21 protein-coding genes and 1 tRNA gene are annotated in these 20923 nt (G+C 51.3%); 11 read left to right on the forward strand and 11 right to left on the reverse strand.

Annotated elements, in window-relative coordinates:
* Nucleotides 1-7: 7 nt before the first annotated feature.
* A complete protein-coding gene (locus ACO064_RS05875) occupies nt 8-961 on the reverse strand; it encodes an amidohydrolase family protein (protein ID WP_421826468.1) in 954 nt (317 codons plus the stop codon).
* Between the two features lie 236 nt (nt 962-1197).
* Between ACO064_RS05875 and ACO064_RS05880 the strand changes: the two genes are divergently transcribed.
* A complete protein-coding gene (locus ACO064_RS05880) occupies nt 1198-1434 on the forward strand; it encodes a hypothetical protein (protein ID WP_421826469.1) in 237 nt (78 codons plus the stop codon).
* Between the two features lie 114 nt (nt 1435-1548).
* Here ACO064_RS05880 and ACO064_RS05885 read toward each other — a convergent pair whose 3' ends face one another.
* Nucleotides 1549-2775, reverse strand: coding sequence for an isochorismate synthase (locus tag ACO064_RS05885; RefSeq protein ID WP_421826470.1), 1227 nt, complete (start codon nt 2773-2775; stop codon nt 1549-1551).
* 251 nt (nt 2776-3026) lie between these two features.
* Between ACO064_RS05885 and ACO064_RS05890 the strand changes: the two genes are divergently transcribed.
* Nucleotides 3027-3794 (forward strand): LytR/AlgR family response regulator transcription factor, encoded by a 768-nt coding sequence (locus tag ACO064_RS05890; protein ID WP_421826471.1) that lies wholly within the window; start codon nt 3027-3029, stop codon nt 3792-3794.
* A 1-nt stretch (nt 3795) separates the two neighbouring features.
* Nucleotides 3796-4836, forward strand: coding sequence for a sensor histidine kinase (locus ACO064_RS05895; protein ID WP_421826472.1), 1041 nt, complete (start codon nt 3796-3798; stop codon nt 4834-4836).
* 56 nt (nt 4837-4892) lie between these two features.
* Here the strand turns inward: ACO064_RS05895 and ACO064_RS05900 are convergent, their stop codons facing one another.
* Together ACO064_RS05900 and ACO064_RS05905 are read right to left on the reverse strand one after the other, a co-directional pair.
* Nucleotides 4893-5348, reverse strand: a complete 456-nt coding sequence (locus ACO064_RS05900; RefSeq protein WP_421826473.1) for a response regulator — start codon at nt 5346-5348, stop codon at nt 4893-4895.
* A gap of 116 nt (nt 5349-5464) precedes the next feature.
* Nucleotides 5465-5884, reverse strand: coding sequence for a hotdog fold thioesterase (locus ACO064_RS05905; protein WP_114409003.1), 420 nt, complete (start codon nt 5882-5884; stop codon nt 5465-5467).
* A 190-nt stretch (nt 5885-6074) separates the two neighbouring features.
* Here ACO064_RS05905 and ACO064_RS05910 point away from each other — a divergent pair, with 190 nt between their 5' ends.
* The 3 genes from ACO064_RS05910 to ACO064_RS05920 all read left to right on the forward strand — a co-directional run bounded on the left by ACO064_RS05910 (nt 6075) and on the right by ACO064_RS05920 (nt 8789).
* Complete coding sequence (locus tag ACO064_RS05910) at nt 6075-6713, forward strand: histidine phosphatase family protein (RefSeq protein WP_114409002.1); 639 nt, start codon at nt 6075-6077, stop codon at nt 6711-6713.
* A gap of 166 nt (nt 6714-6879) precedes the next feature.
* A complete protein-coding gene (locus ACO064_RS05915) occupies nt 6880-7947 on the forward strand; it encodes a sensor histidine kinase (protein WP_421826474.1) in 1068 nt (355 codons plus the stop codon).
* 110 nt (nt 7948-8057) lie between these two features.
* Nucleotides 8058-8789, forward strand: coding sequence for a LytR/AlgR family response regulator transcription factor (locus ACO064_RS05920; RefSeq protein ID WP_114409000.1), 732 nt, complete (start codon nt 8058-8060; stop codon nt 8787-8789).
* 63 nt (nt 8790-8852) lie between these two features.
* Here ACO064_RS05920 and ACO064_RS05925 read toward each other — a convergent pair whose 3' ends face one another.
* The 4 genes from ACO064_RS05925 to ACO064_RS05940 form a co-directional block, all read right to left on the reverse strand.
* On the reverse strand, nt 8853-10325 hold the full coding sequence (locus ACO064_RS05925) for a tetratricopeptide repeat protein (RefSeq protein WP_421826475.1): 1473 nt from the start codon (nt 10323-10325) through the stop codon (nt 8853-8855).
* Nucleotides 10326-10433: 108 nt separating this feature from the next.
* Entirely contained in the window at nt 10434-11183 is a 750-nt protein-coding gene (locus ACO064_RS05930) for a zinc ribbon domain-containing protein (protein WP_114408998.1), read from the reverse strand.
* Between the two features lie 18 nt (nt 11184-11201).
* Nucleotides 11202-12323 carry a Nif3-like dinuclear metal center hexameric protein gene (locus ACO064_RS05935; protein ID WP_421826476.1) on the reverse strand — a complete coding sequence of 374 codons (1122 nt, stop codon included), beginning with the start codon at nt 12321-12323 and terminating at the stop codon, nt 11202-11204.
* Nucleotides 12320-12841: a DinB family protein gene (locus ACO064_RS05940; RefSeq protein WP_421826477.1), complete on the reverse strand. Its 522-nt coding sequence runs from the start codon at nt 12839-12841 to the stop codon at nt 12320-12322. Before ACO064_RS05940 ends, ACO064_RS05935 begins: the two co-directional genes overlap by 4 nt.
* Nucleotides 12842-12938: 97 nt before the next feature.
* Here ACO064_RS05940 and ACO064_RS05945 point away from each other — a divergent pair.
* Both ACO064_RS05945 and ACO064_RS05950 read left to right on the forward strand, forming a co-directional pair.
* A tRNA-Asp gene (locus tag ACO064_RS05945) sits at nt 12939-13015 on the forward strand.
* 676 nt (nt 13016-13691) lie between these two features.
* Nucleotides 13692-14327 (forward strand): FISUMP domain-containing protein, encoded by a 636-nt coding sequence (locus ACO064_RS05950; protein WP_421826478.1) that lies wholly within the window; start codon nt 13692-13694, stop codon nt 14325-14327.
* A 140-nt stretch (nt 14328-14467) separates the two neighbouring features.
* Here ACO064_RS05950 and ACO064_RS05955 read toward each other — a convergent pair whose 3' ends face one another.
* Entirely contained in the window at nt 14468-16117 is a 1650-nt protein-coding gene (locus tag ACO064_RS05955) for a hypothetical protein (protein WP_421830994.1), read from the reverse strand.
* Nucleotides 16118-16238: 121 nt separating this feature from the next.
* Between ACO064_RS05955 and ACO064_RS05960 the strand changes: the two genes are divergently transcribed.
* Both ACO064_RS05960 and ACO064_RS05965 read left to right on the forward strand, forming a co-directional pair.
* Nucleotides 16239-16406, forward strand: coding sequence for a hypothetical protein (locus ACO064_RS05960; protein ID WP_421826479.1), 168 nt, complete (start codon nt 16239-16241; stop codon nt 16404-16406).
* A 116-nt stretch (nt 16407-16522) separates the two neighbouring features.
* On the forward strand, nt 16523-17719 hold the full coding sequence (locus ACO064_RS05965; protein WP_421826480.1) for a hypothetical protein: 1197 nt from the start codon (nt 16523-16525) through the stop codon (nt 17717-17719).
* A gap of 63 nt (nt 17720-17782) precedes the next feature.
* On the opposite strand, the gene ACO064_RS05970 is transcribed toward ACO064_RS05965, so the two are convergent.
* Nucleotides 17783-19999 carry a PQQ-binding-like beta-propeller repeat protein gene (locus tag ACO064_RS05970; RefSeq protein ID WP_421826481.1) on the reverse strand — a complete coding sequence of 739 codons (2217 nt, stop codon included), beginning with the start codon at nt 19997-19999 and terminating at the stop codon, nt 17783-17785.
* Nucleotides 20000-20365: 366 nt separating this feature from the next.
* On the opposite strand from ACO064_RS05970, the gene ACO064_RS05975 reads away from it, so the two are divergent.
* Nucleotides 20366-20629, forward strand: coding sequence for a hypothetical protein (locus ACO064_RS05975; protein WP_114410163.1), 264 nt, complete (start codon nt 20366-20368; stop codon nt 20627-20629).
* Nucleotides 20630-20690: 61 nt separating this feature from the next.
* Here ACO064_RS05975 and ACO064_RS05980 read toward each other — a convergent pair whose 3' ends face one another.
* Entirely contained in the window at nt 20691-20813 is a 123-nt protein-coding gene (locus ACO064_RS05980) for a hypothetical protein (RefSeq protein ID WP_421826482.1), read from the reverse strand.
* Nucleotides 20814-20923 lie beyond the last annotated feature (110 nt).

Raw genomic sequence — 20923 nt, forward strand, 5'->3', positions numbered from 1 at the left:
GTGTCGGCTACAACCGGAATAACTTCTTCGAATTTTCGTACAGAATTTTCCGCTCGATGGTTTTGGAAGGCGAAAGCCGTCGAATGGCCGCGATGGTTTGCGACCCCTGGCAAGTGGGTCCGTGACCGGCGGTATCCAGACAATCACTGCCGTACAGAATCTTGTTCTGGTGGCGGTCCAGAAAACCCCGGGTGTGTTCTTCATCCCGCAGCAGGGCATTCAGTCCCGAACCGGCCGACATATCGGCATAGACATTGGGGTAATCGCTCAGCAGCCGATCGGTGATGCCGCCGGGGGTTACGCTGGTTTTCGGATACAAAACCGTCTGGTCCTGATGCCCCTTGTCGATGTTGGCCCACCAGGTTTGGGCGTGTCCGATAAAATTGACTTTCGGGTATTTTTCCACCATCGTATGAAACCGGGCGAAATCATGGTTATACATGCCGTATTGCCAGTGCATCAACACCGGAACCCGGTAGCTCTGAGCCAGTTCGTAGATTCGCTGCATCTCGGGCGAATCGCATTTGACACCGAATTTGGATTCTCCGATGATGGGGGCACCCCGCTTCAGGTATTTTTCAATTTCCACCGTCGCATCCGGTAAATCAGGCACTTCATTGGCTCCGAACCGGAATTCGGTCGGGTGCTGCCGGGCCAGGTTGTAGCAGGTTTCATTGCCGCTACACTTGGCCTGCAGTCCGTTCGACTCGCCTTTGTGCGTCGACATCCCGAAAGCCGGAGTGCCTGCGGGCAATAAAATCGTGGTGGTAACCCCCATCGCCCGCTGGTGTGCAATCAACTGGTCGTGGGTTCGGCCCATATAATCGGTATGCTGGTGAATGTCGATGATGGGTTCGGACTGGACTCCGGCCAAACCGTTCAGGCTGACAGCCGTTCCGGCCAGTAAAATACCGGAACGGGCTAAAAATCCACGGCGGGAAACCGATGCGGGATTCTTCATACTGGGTTAAGGAAATCTTTTAGGATTTGCCCCCAATATAGTGAACTTTCCCCGGCTCTCCCGCTCTTTCAGGATGGAATCAATAAAATCGGTTACGTACCCGAAATTGCCGTTCAGGTAAATAACGTGGTAACGACTTCGCAAACGAACAGCCATTCCATCAATGGACAAAAATCTTTCAAACCTTCTTTCCCAAGCCGCGTTTTAGTGATATTTCCACGCTAACCCCATTAATTATGGCACTTGCAACCAACCTGAGTGAAACCGACATCAACTCTACTGCGAACGCAGAGTACCCCGAAAACATGCATACCAGCGGTTACGGCGGTTCTGCGGCCCTGACTGACGGCCCTGATGAAGACGAAGAGTATGACGAAGAAGAGCTAACCCTCACCGACGATGATGACGACGACGATCTGACCGACGATGAAGAAGAGCTAACCCTCGAAGAAGACGAGGAGGATGACGTGTAGCCGTTGGGCAGGCCAGAAAAGAGAATAATAAAGGCTAAATGTAGAATGTTGAATGACAAAGTGCGTGCATGGGTTAGCCCACTTTATCATTCAACATTCTACATTTAGCCTTTATTATTTTAGGGCTTTCGTTATAACCGAAAGCATTGTATCGCATTTCAACTCCGTCTCGCGCCATTCTTTTGCCGGAGAAGAGTCTTCCGTTAACCCGGCACCGGCGTAGAGCGTTCCCGCCTGCCCTTCCAGCTTCATGCAGCGCAGATTGACAAACAGGTCGGTTTCGGGACCATCCTCGCGGGCGATGTTGACGGGGCCGAGAAAACCGCTGTAGAACTCGCGCTGGTGGGCTTCGTGTTGCAGAATGAAGGCCTGCGCCGTTTCGCGGGGCATGCCACAAACCGCCGACGTCGGGTGCAACAACCGCAGCATCACGGTGCCGAGCTGGGGAAAATTAACCGCCTGCGTATCGACTGAATAATCGGACCGTAGGTGCATCAGGTTACCGGCAACAACGGTTCGGGGGCCTTCTTCGAGGTATTCCCGAACGCGGATTTTCTTGAAACAACCGATGATGTAGCGACTGACCAGCGCCTGTTCTTCAATTTCCTTTTGCGTCCAGGGTGCATCCGCCGTCCGCTTCTGCCGACCTTCAGAATCAAAAGCCGACTGGGTACCGGCCAGGGCAACGGTGCGAAAAATACCGTCGGCATCGACGCTTACCAGTCGTTCGGGCGTGGCACCAATCCAGACCTGGTTGCGATCCGGCAAATAAACCGCAGACACAAAGGCATTCGGATAGGCCTGACACAGGCGATTGAACAGCGTTGGAATGTCGGGCTGCTCTTCAAACCGGATGGTTTTGGTGCGCGACAACACCACCTTCCGGAACGTTCCGCGCTCCATCTGGCGGATGGCCCGGCCTACGGTTTCTTCAAAATCGCGCTGCTGATCCAGGTCCGACTTTATTACCCTGATGGATGGAATGTCCACCTTCCCGGCGGTTTTCGAATTGGTCTGAAAGAGCGAGTCAAACGCCGGATGATCCGTTGGCAATTTGTTCCGGGCGGCCAGTATGGTGCCATTTTCGTCGAAACGCCAGTAAAAATCAGCTTTTAGAAAGAAGGTACTTTCCACGTCCGGATTGACAAACGGGCTGACGGCAAAGCCCATCGGCAGTTCTTCAAAATCCATGACAACGGTGGCCACCGTGCCGGAAGCGTCAATAATTAATTCGCGGTCAGTTCGATTGGGAAGACGCCAGAGGGCTGCGGGATAACCCGCCTGAACAGCGCCCTGCCAAATGGAATGGCTGGTTTGCTGCGTTTGTACGGTTGATGACAAGTGTGTTGAAAATTGCATTATCGAAATCGGGTCGATGCAAATTTAGCTGTATCCGAATAACAGTTTGTTCTTCTTTTTTGTGCGGAAAAAGCGACTAAATCCGCAAAAAATCTGCCTGAGAAATCGTAATCTTCCCCATTTCAAGTCAGAAAAACAACAATTCGTGCCAAAAACTTTCCGGTTTGCTCCCTGCGCTGTTTTTATTGGATTTTATTGATTCGTACTTCCACTCCTTTTAATTTGGCAGAACTATGGACATTCTAATCATTGAGGACGAACCATTGGCAGTTCAGAAACTGGTCAAGCTCCTGAACCTGGCAGATGCTACCAGCCGGGTGGTTGGCATTACGGACGGCATCGAGTCGACCGTTGCCTGGCTGAATACCCATCCCCGCCCCGATCTGATTTTGATGGACATCGAGCTGTCCGACGGGCAGAGTTTTGAAATTTTCAATCTGGTTTCGATCGATTGTCCGGTTGTTTTCACGACCTCCTACGATGAGTTTGCCGTTCAATCTTTCCAGGTAAACCGCTTCGATTATTTATTGAAGCCCATCAAAAAAGACGAACTGGTGCAGGTTCTCAACCGCTACAAACAGCCCAAATCGGCCACCGTGCGTTCGGCCGACATTGGCGAGTTGGTCGACGACCTGCGGAAACAGACGCGCCAGCCGGAATTCAGGAGCCAGTTTCTGGCCAAATACCAGCAACAGCTCGTCTCGATCGATGCCACCGACGTTCGTTTTTTTTACACCCGGGAAGGTACGACTTACCTTTTTAGCCGTAATAACAACCGCTATGGAATTGATTACAGTCTCGACACGCTGGAAGGGTTTCTGGAGCCTCACCATTTTTTCAGAATCAACGAGCAGTTTATCGTCGAGCGAAGAGCAGTTTCGCAAATTCATTCCTACCTTAACGGTCAACTTACCATAGACCTGGATTCCGGCGGCATCGCCCAGGACATCGTCGTCAGTCGTGACCGCATCCGGGCTTTCAGGGAATGGATTGGACGATAAGATGCAGAAACTGAATGACAAGTGGATGCGCATTCTGGGCATCCCGTTGCTGTCTTTTACGGGTCAGTGGGCCATGTACGGCTACACGAATGTCCCCTACCCGGACGACTGGCGCATTCCGTTTTTCTTCATTCTGGGCAGTGTGGTGGTCTGGGAAACCAACCGCCGGGGCATCATCCTTTCCCGCCGAAAATACCCCGACCTGACCCAGACCCGGCAGCGGGTTTTGTACCAACTGATCTGGTTTGCCTTTTTTGCCAGCCTGATCCGCATCACCCAGACGTTTGTTTACGAACTCATCGGGCTCTGGCCTGCCGAGGATTACCTGCAATTCAGGCCGTATTTTTTCAATACGCTCGTTTCCTTCGCCGGAACGGTGCAAATAGCCGCCTATTACGAAGGCGTTTACCTGTATCAGCGCTGGAAAGTTGCCTATACCGAAGCGCAGGAGTTGAAAAAAGTGAACCTGCAAAGCCAGCTCGATTCGCTCAAAACCCAGATCAATCCGCATTTTCTGTTCAACAACCTGAATTCGCTGTCGTCGCTGATCACCAGCGATGCCCAGCAGGCCGAGCTTTTTGTGGATGAACTATCGTCGGTCTACCGGTATTTACTCCAGCAGAACAACCGGGATTTGTGTCCGCTCAACGACGAAATACAATTCATCAAAGCCTATTTCCATTTACTGAAAACCCGGTATGGCGACGGTATTTTCATGGAACTGGATCTGGATTCAAAGCACCTCACCCACCTGATTCCGCCTTTAACGCTTCAGATTTTGCTTGAAAATGCCATCAAGCACAACATCATTGCCGTCAGCCGTCCCCTAACGATCAAGCTTTATACGCTGGAAGGGCACCTGTATGTAGAGAACAATCTGCAAAAGAAGAAAATGGCCGTTCCCTCCAACCAGATCGGTTTGCAAAACATCATGATCAAATACAAACTCCTCGCCCATTCGCCGGTAACGATCTATACTGACGAGCATAAATTTCTGGTGGGCGTGCCGCTGCTGATGCCGACGAGCGAGGGAGCAGGGTAACTTCCCAAAAACGATACCGTCTGTCAGGCCCTTACTGCATGATGCAAGCGGTAGATTTACGTGTATTTCAGCCAATGCTCACACACCTCGACAAGCTGCGCCGTGATGCCGTGAACGGAAATCTCCTTGCTAATGAAACCGTCTGCACCGGCAGCAAAGCAGTGTTCCACGTCTTTTGGTGAGGTTGAATGCGTAAAAATTATGACCGGGATGTGCTTCCAGTCCGGGTGCTCTTTCAACCGGGTCAACAACTGAAATCCGGTGATGTGAGGCATCTTCAAATCCAGCAAAATCAGATCCGGTTTCGGAGCGAGGGCGTTTAAACGCTCTTGCAGAAAAAAACCGTCCGAATAGAGCTGAAAGGTGTAATCAGGCAGGTAGCGCGCATTGATCCATTCGTACAGAATCAGATTCTCGTCGTTATCTTCAATAAAACAGAGCGTAGGATTTTCACCTACCGGCCCCGGATGGGGAGCCATAACCGACCGCTTATCTGATCCAGAATTTTCCATAACGTTTCCGTGAGTTTATTTAAATGGATGCTTTCAACGACTCACTGGCAAACAATTATTATGCAAAACTTTTCAGAATAAATACTTAGTTATTTTCCGGTATTCCGCCGTATTACTTACTTATTTTCCAGTACTGCCACTGTCAGTCGGCTGATGCAGACGAGTTTCCCCGCTTCGTCCGTAATGCGAATGTCCCAGATGTGCGTCGTCCGGCCCACGTGGATCGGCGTTACTTTGCCGTAGACCCACCCTTCTTTTACGGAACGAATATGGTTGGCATTGATTTCCAGGCCCACTGCCCGCTGGCGGGTCGGGTCGTCGAGTTGCGTCACCGAGGCCACGCTGCCCAGGGTTTCGGCCAGCACCACCGATGCGCCCCCGTGCAAAATCCCGAACGGCTGGTGGGTCCGGTGGTCGACAGGCATCCGGGCGGTTATAAACCCGTCGCCGAGTTCGGTTAACTCAATTCCCAGGTGATGAACAATGGAATTTTTATGAAATTGTTGCAGGGATTCTAAAGTCCAGTCCGGCTTCATTGTGTGAAGATTTTTTCGTAATTTTGCAGGCGTTTTGCCAGACAGGTCGAAGCTGTCACGGCGCGCAATAGCAAATTTAAAATGTAAAATGAGAATTAATAAAGTATTCTAGCGGTCGGTTTTTCATTTTGCAGACCGTTCAGCTTTTCCATTCTACATTTACCGGAATACCTATTACAACCTCAGAGGATTGGAACAAAAAACGATATATCTCATTCGCCACGGCGAAACGGATTACAACCGACAGGGCATTGTTCAGGGCAGTGGCGTAGATTCAGATCTGAATGCGATGGGACAGGCCCAGGCCCAGGCTTTTCATCAGGCGTATCAGCACATCCCGTTTGCCAAAGTGTACACCTCCAAACTTCGGCGCACGATGCAGTCGGTGCGGTTTTTCATCGACGCCGGCATTCCCCACGAAAGCTACGAGGGCCTCAACGAAATTAGCTGGGGTGCGCGCGAAGGCAAAACGCCCAACAGTTTCGACAACGAATACTACCGGACCCTGATTGAAAACTGGGCGGCTGGCCATACCGACTATCCGACCGAAGACGGCGAAAGCCCGGAGCAGGTTGCCCGACGCCAGAAACCCGTTATCGACCTCATCCTTTCCCGCCCCGACGAAAACCCCGTGCTGGTTTGCATGCACGGCCGGGCCATCCGCATTTTGCTGTCGTGGCTGATGAACGAATCTCTGGCAACCATGGATTTATACGAACACAGCAATCTGTGTCTCTATAAACTGATCTACGATTACGACACCAGCGAATTTACAATTGAAGTTTCCAACGACAGCACCCACCTGCTGGCGCTGGTCATGCATCAGTAAGGTGTTCATTTTTTGTCATCGGAAAAACGTCAGCGGTTACATAACTAAAAACCGTCAACTGACAATTCTATATTACCACTCCTGTAATAATAGCCCCACTTCATCCACAAACTTGTATATTCGTTATAGGTACAATGTTTTTGGAGTTGATTTCTGAAGTGAGCGCATGTCTAAAAATAGAATATATTGGTTTTGTCAGATAGTCGGGTGGACGATGCTCATCATGGCAGAGTTCGCTATTTTTACATTTGGAGAAGGATACAAGTCTGATTTTTTTTACGAAGCGATTGCCACCATCATTCTGTGTATTCTGCTAACCCACCTGTACCGCCTGATGATCAAGCGATGGCGGTGGGTTCAGTTGCCTTTTTTTCAGTTAGTGCCACGGGTCATTTTATCGGTTTTTGTGCTGGCCGTCATCATGACCATCATCAACCTTCCCATCGATAAGCAGGTGCTTCCGGAATACCTCTCCGACGAACCGTCCATCGTTTTAGGCTATCTGTTAAACTGGGGAAAATGCATGTTGGCGTGGGTACTGAGTTATACGGCTTACCACTATGTGGAACGCTCCCGCGATGCCGAAATTGAAAAAATCCTGCTGAAAACCTCCATTCGGGAGTCCGAAGCCAAGGTGCTGCGGTCGCAGCTCAACCCGCATTTTGTCTTCAACGCCCTCAACAGCATCCGCGCGCTGGTGCTCGAAAATCCGACCAAAGCGCAGCAAAGCATCACCCAACTCTCCAATATTCTCCGCAACTCGCTGCTGGCCGACCGCCGGAAAACCGTCGAACTGCGGGAAGAAATCAAAACCGTCGAAGATTACCTGGCCCTCGAAAAAGTCCGCTACGAAGACCGGCTGAACTGCCGCCTGGAGATCGATCCGAAAACCCAGTATTTGCAGGTGCCGCCCATGATGTTTCAAACGCTGGTTGAGAACGCCATCAAACATGGCGTTCAGAAAGCCATTTCCGGCGGTTTTGTCGAACTAACCACCTGGCTGGAAGACCGTCTGCTCTATATCCGCATCCGCAATACCGGCGTGCTGGGCAACACGGAAGCCTCGTCCGGCTTCGGACTCAAAAATACCTCCCAACGGCTTGAGTTGCTCTACGGCCCCGAAGCCACCTTTCGCATTCAGCAGGAATCCGCCGACGTCGTCTGTGCCGATGTGGTCATTCCGCTGCAATCCGCCGGTGTATTCAAACGAACGGAAGAATTGAAACGGGTTTAAAGTGTATCGTTTAAAGTTTAAGGTTGCAGGTTTAACGATTTAAATAACCATCTTACACCTTAGACGATAAACGATTTAAACGTTAAACCTGCAACCTTAAACCAAAAAAAATGAAGACCCTTATTGTTGACGACGAGCGGCTGGCTCGGAACGAACTCCGCCGGTTGTTGGATAATTTTCCTAAAATTGAAGTGATCGGTGAGGCTGCCAACGCCGACGAAGCCCTCAAACTGATCGATGACCTTCAGCCAGAATTGCTGTTTCTGGATATTCAGATGCCGGGAAAAAACGGTTTTGAGTTGCTCTCAGCCATCGACGGCAAATCGCCGGAGGTTATTTTCACAACGGCCTACGATGAATACGCCATCACAGCTTTTGAATATAATGCCCTGGATTACCTGCTCAAACCGATTGAATTAAACCGCCTGTCGGAAGCCATCAACCGTATCGAGGAGAACAGCCATGCCCCCGAAACGGAAGCCCCGCGCCGGGACACGAACAAGGTGCTGGGCGAAAATGACCAGGTATTTGTCAAAGACGGCGAGAAATGCTGGTTTGTCAAACTCGGTAAAGTCCGGTTGTTCGAGTCGATGGGCAATTACGTCCGGCTGCACTTCGATGATCAGAAACCGCTGGTGCTGAAGTCATTAAACAGCCTGGAAGACCGCTTAGACCCCAACACGTTTTTCCGCGCCAACCGCAAACACATCATCAACCTGCCGTGGATTGACAAGATCGAGCCGTGGTTCAGCGGTGGTCTGCTGGTGACCCTGAAAGGGGGCGACAAGATCGAAATCAGCCGCCGTCAGGCCATCCGGTTCAAGGAACTAATGAGCCTTTAAAGAGTTATGAGTTATGAGTTGGCTCCGCCGTTACCTCGTAATATGGCAGCGCTAACTCTTAACTCATAATTCATTTAACGCGGCCCGGGCTTTGTTGTCGATGCTGTTTTTGTATTCGTGTTTTTTGTAACTCAGTGCCTTCTGAAAATACTGCCGGGCTTTGGTCAGGTTGCGCTTTTGCTGGTAGATATAACCGAGTTGCAGGGCCGCCGTCGCGCCGTAAGAGAACTGATCGGTTTCGCTCAGACTCACGGCCCGCTCAAAATACGGCAACGCTTCGTCTGCATCGCCCGCGCGCTGGTAGATCCGGCCTTTGCGGTAGTTAAACTCGGCCTTCTCGTTTAAAAGCGGAAACGAGGATTCGGTGTAATTTTTTAAAGTTATCAGGGCGGTTTCGTAAAAACCGCCGTCCGTCGCCAATCGGGCCTTCATCAAAATTTTCTGCTGGGGCGAAACGCCTTTTTTAAAATACGATTCCGCGAACTTCTGAGCTGCTTTGTCCGATTCCACGACGGAACCGCCTGCCTGACTAACCTGCCGGAGATACGGCAGGGCTTTGGCGTCGTCGTCCTGGAGCCAGTAGCACAGAAACAGTTTGTAATACGTGTCTTTCAGGAAGTTAACGCCTTTGTACTGATTCAAAAAGGTACGATAAACCGTAGCCGCCTGTTGATAGTCGGCTTTCTGGAGCAGGATGTCGGCTTTTAAATTCTCCAGAATCGGGAAGGCCAGGTAATCGGGGCCGGTGGGCCGGTCGTTCAGAAAAGCCAGGGCATCCTCACTCCGGGCGTCTTTCATGAATACGGAGGTGGCAAAAAAACTCAGCAGCAGGTTATCCGGATTGTCCTGCACCATCTTTTTAAGATTGGCGGCATCCGCGGCCGTAAATTTCAGCACGTAGGCCCGGATCAGCAGATCGATCAGCCGCGCTTCGGTTTGAAAAATGGCATCTTTCTGGGAAACCGTCCGAAGTTCCTGCATCCCCTGTTTGATGTTTCCGCGCAGGCCCAGCATTCGGGTCACCCAGGTGTAATTATCAGGAACCGCGCCAATCATGACGTGCAACAGCCCGAGGGATTTGTAGGTGGGCAGAAAGCCGGGGAATTTTTTGCGGTTTTCTTCCAGCAGTTTATACGCCCGGATCACATCCCAGCAGGCGCTGACTTCCTGCCCGAACTTGAGTTTGACGAACGCCCAGTGCAACCGCACTTCGGCCTGCGCAAACCGCTGCCAGGGTGAATTTTCGTCCAGATCCCGGAGCTGGTCGAGCCGCTGATCCTCCCGATCCGACCATTGGCTGTAGAGCTTCCGGTCGTCTGAAACCAGCAGGGTGACCATATCGGCCAGATTATCGACGTAAATCGCCACGCCATTTTCCCGCGCCAACTCACCCGCCAGCATCCGCCGTCCGTCCTGTACTTTCAGTTTCAGCACGTCGGCATAAGCGCGCTGGAGCGTGGGTGTAAAGTCAAAACCGGCGGCCTGGAGCGGGGTAAACGTTCCAATGAAAGCCAGCAAAAGCAATAAAATCCGCATGGTGCGAAAGTAAAATTTCCGGAACCGGTTTCGGGGCCATTTCCGGGACAGGGATACAAAAAAAGGCCACCAACCCGGCGACCTTTTCACGGAAAAGAATGCGATCAATTACCGACGCGACGAAACCGGTTCGGGAACGCCTTCGACATCGGCGAAGACCCGTCCGCAATGCTCGCAAACGATGATTTTCTTTTTATCCCGGATATCGGCCTGCCGCTGGGGAGGCACGACGTTGAAGCAACCGCCACACGCACCGCGTTTCACGACCACAACGGCCAAGCCGTTCAGGGCATTTTCCCGGATTTTATTGTAAGACTTCAGCAACCGCTCTTCGATGTGCGTTGCCTGGTCGTCACGGTCTTTCAACAGTGCTTTCTCCTCATCCCGGCTTTCGGACGTGATTTGGTTCAGCTCCTGCATTTTCGCTTTCAGATCTTCCTTGCGTTCGTCCAGCGCCGACTGCGTTGCTTTAATTTCTTCCTGCTTGTTGCGGATTTTGAACGAGGCTTCGTTGATCTTTTTGTCGGCCAGTTCAATTTCCAGGGTTTGCAGTTCCACTTCTTTCGAGATGGCGTCAAACTCGCGGTTGTTGCGAACGTTCATCTGCTGATCCTTATACCGGGTAATCAGCTTCTCCGAATCCTTTTTAATCGCTTTGTTCCGGTCGATTTCCTCCTCTAACACCTGAATATCGGCATTGAATTTACCGATTCGGGTTTCAAATCCGGCAATATCATCTTCCAGATCACGCACCTCTTCCGGAAGGTCACCGCGGATCTTTTTTAGTTCATCAAGCTGAGAATCAATTGATTGAAGTTTAAGAAGTGCTTCGAGTTTTTGAGCAATCGTCAGTTCCATTCGTGCGGTTTTATCTGCCTATAAGTAGTATAGCACCGGGTTGGTGTCTATTTCGGACAAAATTACCGCAAAGGTATCATTTTTTTTCAACAAATACTGCTGAATCAAGTCTTTAGTAAATACTTCGCTTTCGTAATGTCCAATGTCTGCAATGAGAATACGCGAGTCGGCGTCAAAAAATTCATGGTATTTGTAATCCGCCGTAATAAATACGTCGGCCCCGGCCCGCAGGGCGTCATTCAGTAAAAAACCGCCCGCTCCTCCACACACCGCCACCCGACGCACCGGCTGGCCGCGCAACGCCGTATGGCGAATCACCGACAGGTTCATCTGCGTTTTCAGATGGGCTAGAAAATCCCCTTCGCTGCGTGGTTCCGGCAGTTCACCCACCGCTCCCGAACCCACTTCCTGATTTTCGTTCGTCAGGGCGGTCAGATAATGGGCCACTTCTTCGTAGGGATGCGCTTTCCGCAAAGCCGCCAGCACTTTAGGCTGAAGGTAGGCTGGAAAGAGGACTTCAATCCGGTTTTCGTGCGCCCGGGTGTCTTTCTCCGATTTTCCAAGCGCGGGCTTTGATGTGTCATTTCCCCTAAATGTCCCCATCCCTTCGGTCCGAAAACTACAGTGGTCATACTGACCGATCTGTCCGACGCCGGCTTCGTATAGCGCATTTAAAACGGTCTGCGTGGCTTCTTTGAATGCCGGTCCCTCCTGCTCATTTGGCACGAACGTGACCAGCTTCATCAGCACGTCCGATTTCGGGGCCAGAATCCGTACCTGCTGCAATCCCAGTTTTTCAGCAATCTTAAAGCTAACCCCACCCGCGATGTTGTCCAGATTGGTGTGGGCAGCATAGAGAGCCACGTCATTTTTGATGGCCTTGATCACCACCCGCTCGACGTAATTCCGACCGTTGAGCTTTTTCAAACCCCGGAACACAATCGGGTGATGCGCCACGATGAGGTTGCAGTTTTTCCGGATCGCTTCCTCCACCACGGCTTCCGTAACGTCGAGCGTGACCAGAACACCGGTTATTTCGGTGGCGGCATCCCCGACGATCAGCCCCGCATTGTCGTAGCTTTCCTGATAGGCCAGCGGAGCCCAGGCTTCCAGGCAGGTCGTGATGTCGCGTATCGTCATTTTAGGCCATAGCGTTCCGCCAGGATATTCAGGTGATGCCGTTCGTGTCCGGCCAAGATGGAGAAAAAGGCGCGGGCCGACAGGGGCGAACCGTTGGCGGTTCCGATCCGTTGCTGGGCTTCTTCCGTCAGGCTTTCGGCCAGGGCCAGGGTCGATTGCCGAACGAAGCCGTAGTGCGTCACCAATTGCTGCTGTGACTGCGCGCTGAAATTGGCGTTGTCGACATACACGTTTTCGTCAAAACCCGGCAGCGATTGCTTTTCGCCCCGTGCGATGCACAGCGCACGGTAGACAAAAATCCGCTCGGTATCGATCATGTGGCCCAGCATTTCTTTCGGCGACCACTTGCTTTCAGCATACCGATAGTCCTGCTGAACGACGGTTAAATTTTTATATAAACTTTCTACCATCGCCTGCTGCTGCCGCAAAAGATCAATAACGTTCTCGGTATCAACCAGATCGATGTATTTGGCAAAAAAGCTCCCTACCGGGTACTCAGTCGGAAATGGTTTTTTCATCCTTTTTTATCTGTTTTTTTTGGCAAAGGTATTGCGTAATGTCTAAAAGCAGCTACCTTTGCACCACGTTTTCAGGAAATGAAAGCGGAATAAAAATGGATCGGTAGTTCAGTTGGTTAGAATGCCGCCCTGTCACGGCGGAGGTCGCGGGTTCGAGTCCCGTCCGATCCGCCAACTACAAGACCAAAACGCCAGCTTCAAAAGAGCTGGCGTTTTTTTATTCAACCCAAACCGGGGCATCGGCGGTGGCCCGGGATCAAGTGCAAAAAATGTAACGTTCTCCACAACTTTTGCTCTTGATCCAAAGTCACTTTTTCATCCCACGTTTTATGGACTTTCAATCTTTCACGATTTGAGTAGGGACTAATGGGTAGACAGTCGTAAAATTATCTACGCCTGGTACATAGCATGGTGACTTCTTTTGTCCACTAAGGATAAAGTTGTACGTGGTTGAAGGTTGCCAAGTTGGATCAACTAAGGTAGTGTCACAAAGCTGTACCGGTACAATTTTACTTGAACTTTGAGGATCAATATAAAGGAAAGTGCCATGTCCTGAATAAGAGGCTTTCACCTTAACTAATTCCTGATAAAGCTTGCTGTCACAGCCGCATTCTGGTGTGATGTCTTTCTTATAACAGGATGCCGACAAAGTTAAGATCATTATAACAAAAGTTGACTGTCTCATTGCGCAAAAGGGTTTGACCTTACAGACCTAAAAAGGGTATACTCCGTTGTAAGGCACTTGAAAATTAATCAATTATGATTGTAAAGAATCCGTCCTTTTTTTGGAAAGATCTCTTATGAATTTTTAGATTAGCCTTATGAATACAACACTAAACCTGAAATAGCAATGCTGAAACAACACAGCTTAACCGTACTTGTTACCTTGTTTTTTACTCAAGTGGGAATTGCCCAATCTACCGGTACCTTCACTGACTTGCGTGATGGTCAGACGTATAAAACGGTCAGCTTTAAAGAAGCTTTGACGGGCAAAACCGTTACCTGGATGGCACAAAACCTGAACTACAAAGTTGAAGGTAGCTATGCTTATGATGACAATGAGAATAATCGAAAAGAGCTGGGCTTGCTTTACACCTGGGAGGCAGCGAAAAAAGCCTGTCCCAGCGGTTGGCATTTATCAACTGATAGCGAATGGGCTATACTTGTGAATCAATTTGGCGGTACGGACCAGGCCGGTGAAGCGCTAAAAAGCGTCAAAGGCTGGAATGAAGACGGTAACGGCACTAATAGCAGCGGGTTCGATGCTCTTGCAGGAGGTTTTCGAAGACCTGATGGCAGTTATATGTTCCAAGGTATTCTCGGTAACTTTTGGACGTCTTCACTTACTAACCCGGTCGATAAAGCCTGGGAGTGGAACTTTCACTATGGTGGTCCTCCCAGTAGCAATAAACAAAATTTAAAAAAAGCGTTCCGTTGGGATGTCGATGTTGCTGTCGGACTCTCGGTTCGCCTGGTCCGGGATTAAGTTATTTGTCTGCGGTTATGGAGATAGAAACAAAACCATACACACAGAAATTAGAATAAATCTGGATGCTAATGGAAGGGCATGACTATGAGATAAATTACTTTGAATCAATTAAGGCCGCGTAAGGAATTCACAAAACGTCACCGACCCACGTCCACTTTTACCTCCCTAAACATCAACGGATTATCGCTAACTCTAAGTACATTTCCGCTGGTAGTGGTTACGTTCCGAAGAATGACCTCTTTGGTTTTGACGTAGGGAAATTTCTCCTGATAGGAATGGTCGGTCATTTCCGGATTGAAATTGGCGAAAATGGCGGGGCCCTGGTAATTATCGGGATGCCGGGAATCTTCTATTCGGAGATTTTCAATCGTAATGCGTTCCGGCATGTAGCAGGTGTAACCAAAATCATGCTGACCGGAGTTGTATCCGTTGATCAGGGCGGCACTGACTGGTTTGCCATCTGCCGGTACGAAAACACAATTGCGAATTACGAGTTCTCCCTGCCAGGTACTGCCGTAGTCGGAGCGCAGATTTACGATACTTCTGCCACGGATGGTGCAGTTCTCCACCAGTAAGAGTCCACTGCCGATGGCATTGATTCCCATATGCCCCAGGGTCGAGTTGCGGATGGTGGCATTGGCAACCCCCTGGTGGGCATCAAACCGGGAGAGCGTACACTGGTCATACAGCAGGTTTTTGCAGAAGTTAGAACCCAGAATACCCCAGTACCGGTTGTCGTTGATGTCATTGGTTTGGCGGCAATTCACGAAAGACACGTTCAGTGCGCGATTGGCCGAAAGGTCGTACGTACCCATCGTGACCGGCTTACCGGCCGCGCCAATGGTGCTGTAGGTCCGGTGTCCGGTCAGAATGCTGTTTTTAATCGTCACATAGGAACAGTCTCCGATGTTGATAAAACCGCCATAGGGCGCGCCGTGGTCTTCTTCGCCCGTAACGCGGTGTTCCAGCCCTTCCACCAGCACGTTGGACCGCCGGATGGCAATGTTCCGGTTGTAATACGTATACTTCGATTCGGCTTTGTTGGCAATGGTGGTGAATCGTCCCCCGGTAATCTTTAGCGGTTTCTCATCGATGGGCAGCGCGGTGATTTCCGTAATCTGGTCGAAATCCCAGATGATGGGAGCATTCTTATCCACGTTGCCCTGTTTGTCGACCACAAAAATATCGGTCTGCGACGACCCGTTGTTTTGATTGAGCCCAAACCGAATGTATTGTTTTACATTCGAATTGCTAACCGTAATCAGGCAGGGACCCGGCAAAGATGCGTCGATTTTTTCCTGATTTCGCTTCAGCGAAGCTATCGTTTCCAGTTTAAACGGTTTAAGGTCTGAGCCAACCGTGAAAACAGACGCATTGCGATTTTCCACTTCCGTATCGTCAATGATGAACGCTGCCGTACCGAAATCGGTGTCCGTTCGGATGACTGCGGTGCGCTCTTCCCCTCCAATATAGTAGGTTGCTCCCTCATCGGCTTTCACCAAAAGACCGTGCAGGTTGGCAAAGGCATGGGTGGCAGCGATCGCGTCTGAATCATCGGTTTTGCCCTTGCCGCTGGCACCGAAGTTGCTGTAATGCACCAATCCGGCGGCTTTAAACCGGCGGACCTCCTTCGGGGGCACATTGACGTACACGGCTCCGTTTTCCGAATATACCCGGGGTTTCTCCTTTTGAGTGGTAATTACGACACGGTCCAGCGGGTCTTTACTTTGCCCATTTGCCACAAAGGCACTGCTAAAAAACAGGAACACCGGGAGTGCAAACTTCATCATGCGGTTTAGGATCATTGTGATTCAGGTCAAAAAAATAACTTACAGACACGCAGGCAGATAAGGCCGGCGAAAATGGGCCAGAAATTCTACTGCACAATGGCGGCTCCGTACCACAAAAGTGGCAACAGCTCATTTCTTACCCAACGTCGGGCAACGATTGATCAGCCGCCGACCCGGTGCCTGTGTCAATTTCGCCTGCTCTACGGAATTGAGATTACCCGGTGCGGTTGTGTCGGCTCTGTTGCGCATTCGAAAACCGGCGGATGAGGTGATGATGGCAAGATAGCAAAACCGGGTCAAAAAACAGGGCGAATGCAATCCAACGGAATGACCCATTGCAGGGTCAATGATAAACCCATTACCGGATAATGGGTCAAATGGGCAAAATTTGTAGTTTAGGGTATGATTCGCCTGGTTCTGTTTTTCGGCTTATTCGCTCCGCTGCTGACAGCGTGCAGCAGTGGCAAAACCGCACTTCATCAGGGCAATTTCGACCTCGCAGTCGAAAAAGCGTCTCAGCGACTCAATCAGCCGCGCGGGCTCTTTAAGCGGGGCTATGAAACGGCTCCTCAGGTGCTGAAAGAAGCCTTTCGACATGCGTACGATCAGCATCAAACTGTCATCCGGCGGCTCTCCTCAGCCGCACCGGCTGACCCCAATCAGCCTGCAACCTTTCGGTGGGAGACGGTTTTTCAGGAATATGCCCACCTGCAAAACCTGACCGACAACGCCCGGCGCGGCTTCGTTCGGCAATGTCCGGCCTGTGCGGAGTGGCTGGCAGCCTACCCCGCTTCGTATGTGGATCGGCAGAATGAAGTACGGGAATTGGCCGCAGCCGACCGGTACCAGGTTGCTGAACAGGCCTTTACCTTCCGCGAAGAAAACCGTTTAGCGGCCAAAGAAGCTTACCAGCACTACCAGAAAGCACTGAGCTGGGTACCCAACTACCGACAGGCCCGCGCCCAGTCCGAAGCGGTTTTGCCTTTTGCCATTCTCCGCATCGTTGTCGACCCCCTGCATCCGACCCGAGAAATTAGTATCAAGGAGAATCGAAAACTACAACAGCTTATTTTTCAACGCGTTGAACGCAACCCCAAACCATCCCATTTCGTACAGCTTTACCTGCCTACTGAACAGGCGGGCGATGGTTTTCCGATTCATCAGGCCGTCCAGATGCAGGTGACCGGTTATTTGCCCTTCGCCGAAAATACATTCTCCTCTTCCGCCACCATCTACAGCAATCAGGCGTATAAAGTAGGCGAGAAAAAAATCAACGACTCCACCAAAGTCGACATCATGGAGAAAGTCAGTGGCACGTTAACCACCCACCGGCTGGAAATCCGCGCCGGCCTGGATTTACGGATGTGGGCGGTGGATACGCAAACAGGAAACGTCTTGTGGGAAGAACCCCTTGGGGAAAACCGTCACTGGGTTACCGAATGGGAAACCTTTAGTGGCGACGATCGGGCACTCAATGGCAATTTGCTTAAACGGGCCGACCCTTTCCCACCCTCCCGCTGGCAACTCTTCGACAACATGCGCGACGAACTGGCCGACGAGGTTGCCCGGCGACTGCGATCGAAGTACGCGAAGGAGTAGGATCAGCACAGAAGCACCGTCCTAACATCAACATCAGTACCCTGTAAAGCGGGTTCTGCTCCTTTATTTCAAGGTAAAGGCGATATAATTTCCTCCAATTTTCTGGCCTCTGCCGCCACCAGCGGCAATCACCACATACTGCTTCCCGTCAATTTCGTAGGTGATCGGGGTGGCAAAACCGCCCGCCGGAAGCTGGTATTCCCAGACTACCTTGCCGGTTTTTTTATCGAACGCCCGGATCTTTTCATCCCGGGTACCCGCGATAAACACCAGTCCCCCTGCCGTAGAAAGCGGCCCGCCATAGCTGTCGGTTCCGGTGATGGGAATGCCCTTTTTCGTCAGTTCCGGGTATTCGCCCAACGGAACCCGCCAGAGATACTCCCCGGTGTTGAGGTCGATGGCGTTGAGCGTTCCCCAGGGCGGCTTGATGCCCGGATAGCCGTCCTGATCCGTAAACCGCTGCCAGACTTTGCTCACGTAAGCCGGTACGTACGGAAAACCGCCCGGGTTGGCAGCCGCCGGAGCCGGGGCGCTGGCGACCGTCGCCGGGCCGGTTTCCCGGTTCAGCAAAAAGGCAACGATGGCATCGCGGTCTTTTTCGGACAGGTGCTGGAACGAAGGCATCCGGCCACTGCCGGTTTTCAGCAGCGTTTTGATCTCCTCCGCCGAGCGTTTTTTACCAATATCGACCAGCCCCGGCAGTTCCGGTCCGCTACCTTTCCGGTCCTGGCCATGACAGGCTGCACAGTTGGCAATGTACAGGGCATTCCCCGCCGTTACCGGGTTTTTCTGCGTAGTCAGGCTGGCCCGCTCCGTCATAACCAGTTCCCAGGGGTCTTCATTGACGTTCTGGTACAGAATTCCCTGCGGATCGATGGCGTTTCCGCCCCATTCAGCACCACCGCTGTAGCCAAAGAGCAAGGTTCCGGTCGTATTGGGGGGCGCAAATTTGTTGTCCGTTTTTAGTTTCAAAAACCGTTCTTTCACGTAGGCATGGGCTTCCGGCGACAGGTCGGTAATATCGGCTTCGGTATACACCTGCCGGTTGAGCGGCAGCGGTTTCAGCGGGTATTTTTGCGTCGGATACGGATGTTCGCCGGGCAAGCCGTTCGTGGGCACCTTGCGTTCCTCCACCGGAAACAGCGAGGTACCCTTGTCCCGATCCAGCACATACACCAATCCGTCTTTCGTCGCCTGCACTACCGCATCGACGGTTTTTCCGTTGCGTTTCAACGTAATCAGGTTCGGCGGACTTGGGTGGTCGCGGTCCCACAGATCGTGGTGAATCGTCTGGTAATACCACCTCATTTTGCCGGTTTCGGCCTCCAGTGCCAGAATGCAATTGGCAAACAGATTGGCACCTTGGCGGTCGCCCCCGTAGAAATCCGAAGCCGGAGAACCGGTGCCGAAATAAACTACGCCCCGTTTCTCATCCAGCGACAGCCCGCTCCAGTTGTTCGTGGCTCCAATTTTCTTGTACGCATCTTTCGGCCAGGTGTCGTAGCCCAACTCCCCGGGCTGCGGAATCGTATGAAAAACCCACTTCAGTTTTCCGGTCACCACATCAAACGCCCGCACGTGACCGGGAGCCGCATCACCGGATTCGGACACGCTCGACCCCATCACGACTGTGTTCCGGTAGATAATTCCGGGCGACGTGGCCGTCACCGACAGTTTGCTGACGTCATGATCCAGATTAGTCTGTAGCCCTTCGTGCAGATCCACCCGCCCATCTGTTCCGAAACTGGATACGATTTGCCCGCTTTTGGCATTGACTGCGTATAAACTCGACCCTACGGTGTACAAAATGCGTTTCTCGTTCCCATTTTCCCAGTACATCACGCCCCGGTTAGAGTTCAGCCGGTCGTTTTTCGAAGGTTCAAATTTCCAGAGTTGTTCGCCCGTTCCGGCTTTCAGGGCAAACAGTTTCAGTTCGGGCGTGGTGCCATACAAAATGCCGTTCACGACAATGGGCTGGCACTGAATGGCGCGGCCCCGCTTGCGGGCGGGGTCATTCGGATCCGATTTTTCGGAGGCATCATACTGCCAGGCCACCTGCAAATTCCGGACGTTTTCGGTGTTGATCCGGGTGAGTGGCGAGTGCCGGTTGCCGGCTTTGTTTCCCCCGTAAGCAGGCCAGTCTTTACCGGTATCCGGGGCCGTCTTCCGCAGCTCCATACCCGACAGCAGGCAACTTCCCAGCAGCAAACCGGACGCTACCATTTTGTGCATCCCGGTATTGAATCCTTTCTTAAAAAGATTCATTTTTCGAATTTTCATTGATCACGGTTTAGGAACGTACGCGAATACCAGGGACTTTCAGGGTGCCGATAAAATCAATTCTGTCCATTGGCTATCCTCGAACCCGGCACAAATCATCTATAAATAATGCAATAAAATAATACTATTTGTAAAAATATCCATTTACTAGAAAAAGAGACAAATTTCCAGCTCAAAGCAGAACAACGGGAGCCGTTTGCCGTTACTAAATAATAATTGGCAAAAATCGATTATCGCAATACATACCACTTCATCCACGGTTTTCGGCGGCTTAAACCGTCGTTTTAACCGCTGACACAAAATTATTTAGCAACTTATTTATCGGAAGTTTACCTTCGGCTTATCAACACATACAACAACCACATCATGAGTGTCGTCATTAAACCAACCGTCAGTAACATCATCAATCTCTGGTTTGGCGCAGATACGCCCATCCGTCAGTACAAAATCAAACTCAATCCCGATTTGTGGGGCGCTTGCCAACAAACCAATCAAAACTTCACACTGACTCGCAGTCAGCCCATCGAGCAATACCGGAAGTCCGACAAAGTGGCTTTTGCCAAAGCTGTTTTGATGGAACTGGAGCGAAATAAGCAGACACTGGCCACCACGCCCCGCTGTCTGAACTGACCGACAGGTCATAGGTCGCCTTGAAACGTATGCGCCAATGCCGGGTTTTGAGGTTGCTCCGTCAGGAGCTGAACAGCGCAGCGTCGCCGGGCCGCCGGAGCGGTAGCAACGTCAGTTTCCCGCCCTCCCCGTGTGCCGTCAGGTACACAACCGGCTGTTTGATGGGAATCGTTGCGTACCTCACGGCACGCTGGGGTATGAGATACCGTGTCAACTACCGACGCTACGCTGTTCGGTTCCGCCGGAACGGATTGTTCTGTAGAACCATACTTTTACCGAACCCCTCACCGGGTC

This window comes from Larkinella sp., from assembly GCF_965227735.1.
Lineage (GTDB): Bacteria > Bacteroidota > Bacteroidia > Cytophagales > Spirosomataceae > Larkinella.

What these genes read in the sequence shown, in the direction of transcription:
- ACO064_RS05875 (WP_421826468.1), bottom strand. Translation starts at nt 961, where the DNA reads ATGAAGAATCCCGCATCGGTTTCCCGCCGTGGATTTTTAGCCCGTTCC.
- ACO064_RS05880 (WP_421826469.1), top strand. Translation starts at nt 1,198, where the DNA reads ATGGCACTTGCAACCAACCTGAGTGAAACCGACATCAACTCTACTGCG.
- ACO064_RS05890 (WP_421826471.1), top strand. Translation starts at nt 3,027, where the DNA reads ATGGACATTCTAATCATTGAGGACGAACCATTGGCAGTTCAGAAACTG.
- ACO064_RS05895 (WP_421826472.1), top strand. Translation starts at nt 3,796, where the DNA reads ATGCAGAAACTGAATGACAAGTGGATGCGCATTCTGGGCATCCCGTTG.
- ACO064_RS05900 (WP_421826473.1), bottom strand. Translation starts at nt 5,348, where the DNA reads ATGGAAAATTCTGGATCAGATAAGCGGTCGGTTATGGCTCCCCATCCG.
- ACO064_RS05905 (WP_114409003.1), bottom strand. Translation starts at nt 5,884, where the DNA reads ATGAAGCCGGACTGGACTTTAGAATCCCTGCAACAATTTCATAAAAAT.
- ACO064_RS05915 (WP_421826474.1), top strand. Translation starts at nt 6,880, where the DNA reads ATGTCTAAAAATAGAATATATTGGTTTTGTCAGATAGTCGGGTGGACG.
- ACO064_RS05920 (WP_114409000.1), top strand. Translation starts at nt 8,058, where the DNA reads ATGAAGACCCTTATTGTTGACGACGAGCGGCTGGCTCGGAACGAACTC.
- ACO064_RS05925 (WP_421826475.1), bottom strand. Translation starts at nt 10,325, where the DNA reads ATGCGGATTTTATTGCTTTTGCTGGCTTTCATTGGAACGTTTACCCCG.
- ACO064_RS05930 (WP_114408998.1), bottom strand. Translation starts at nt 11,183, where the DNA reads ATGGAACTGACGATTGCTCAAAAACTCGAAGCACTTCTTAAACTTCAA.
- ACO064_RS05935 (WP_421826476.1), bottom strand. Translation starts at nt 12,323, where the DNA reads ATGACGATACGCGACATCACGACCTGCCTGGAAGCCTGGGCTCCGCTG.
- ACO064_RS05940 (WP_421826477.1), bottom strand. Translation starts at nt 12,841, where the DNA reads ATGAAAAAACCATTTCCGACTGAGTACCCGGTAGGGAGCTTTTTTGCC.
- ACO064_RS05950 (WP_421826478.1), top strand. Translation starts at nt 13,692, where the DNA reads ATGCTGAAACAACACAGCTTAACCGTACTTGTTACCTTGTTTTTTACT.
- ACO064_RS05955 (WP_421830994.1), bottom strand. Translation starts at nt 16,117, where the DNA reads ATGAAGTTTGCACTCCCGGTGTTCCTGTTTTTTAGCAGTGCCTTTGTG.
- ACO064_RS05965 (WP_421826480.1), top strand. Translation starts at nt 16,523, where the DNA reads ATGATTCGCCTGGTTCTGTTTTTCGGCTTATTCGCTCCGCTGCTGACA.
- ACO064_RS05970 (WP_421826481.1), bottom strand. Translation starts at nt 19,999, where the DNA reads ATGAAAATTCGAAAAATGAATCTTTTTAAGAAAGGATTCAATACCGGG.
- ACO064_RS05975 (WP_114410163.1), top strand. Translation starts at nt 20,366, where the DNA reads ATGAGTGTCGTCATTAAACCAACCGTCAGTAACATCATCAATCTCTGG.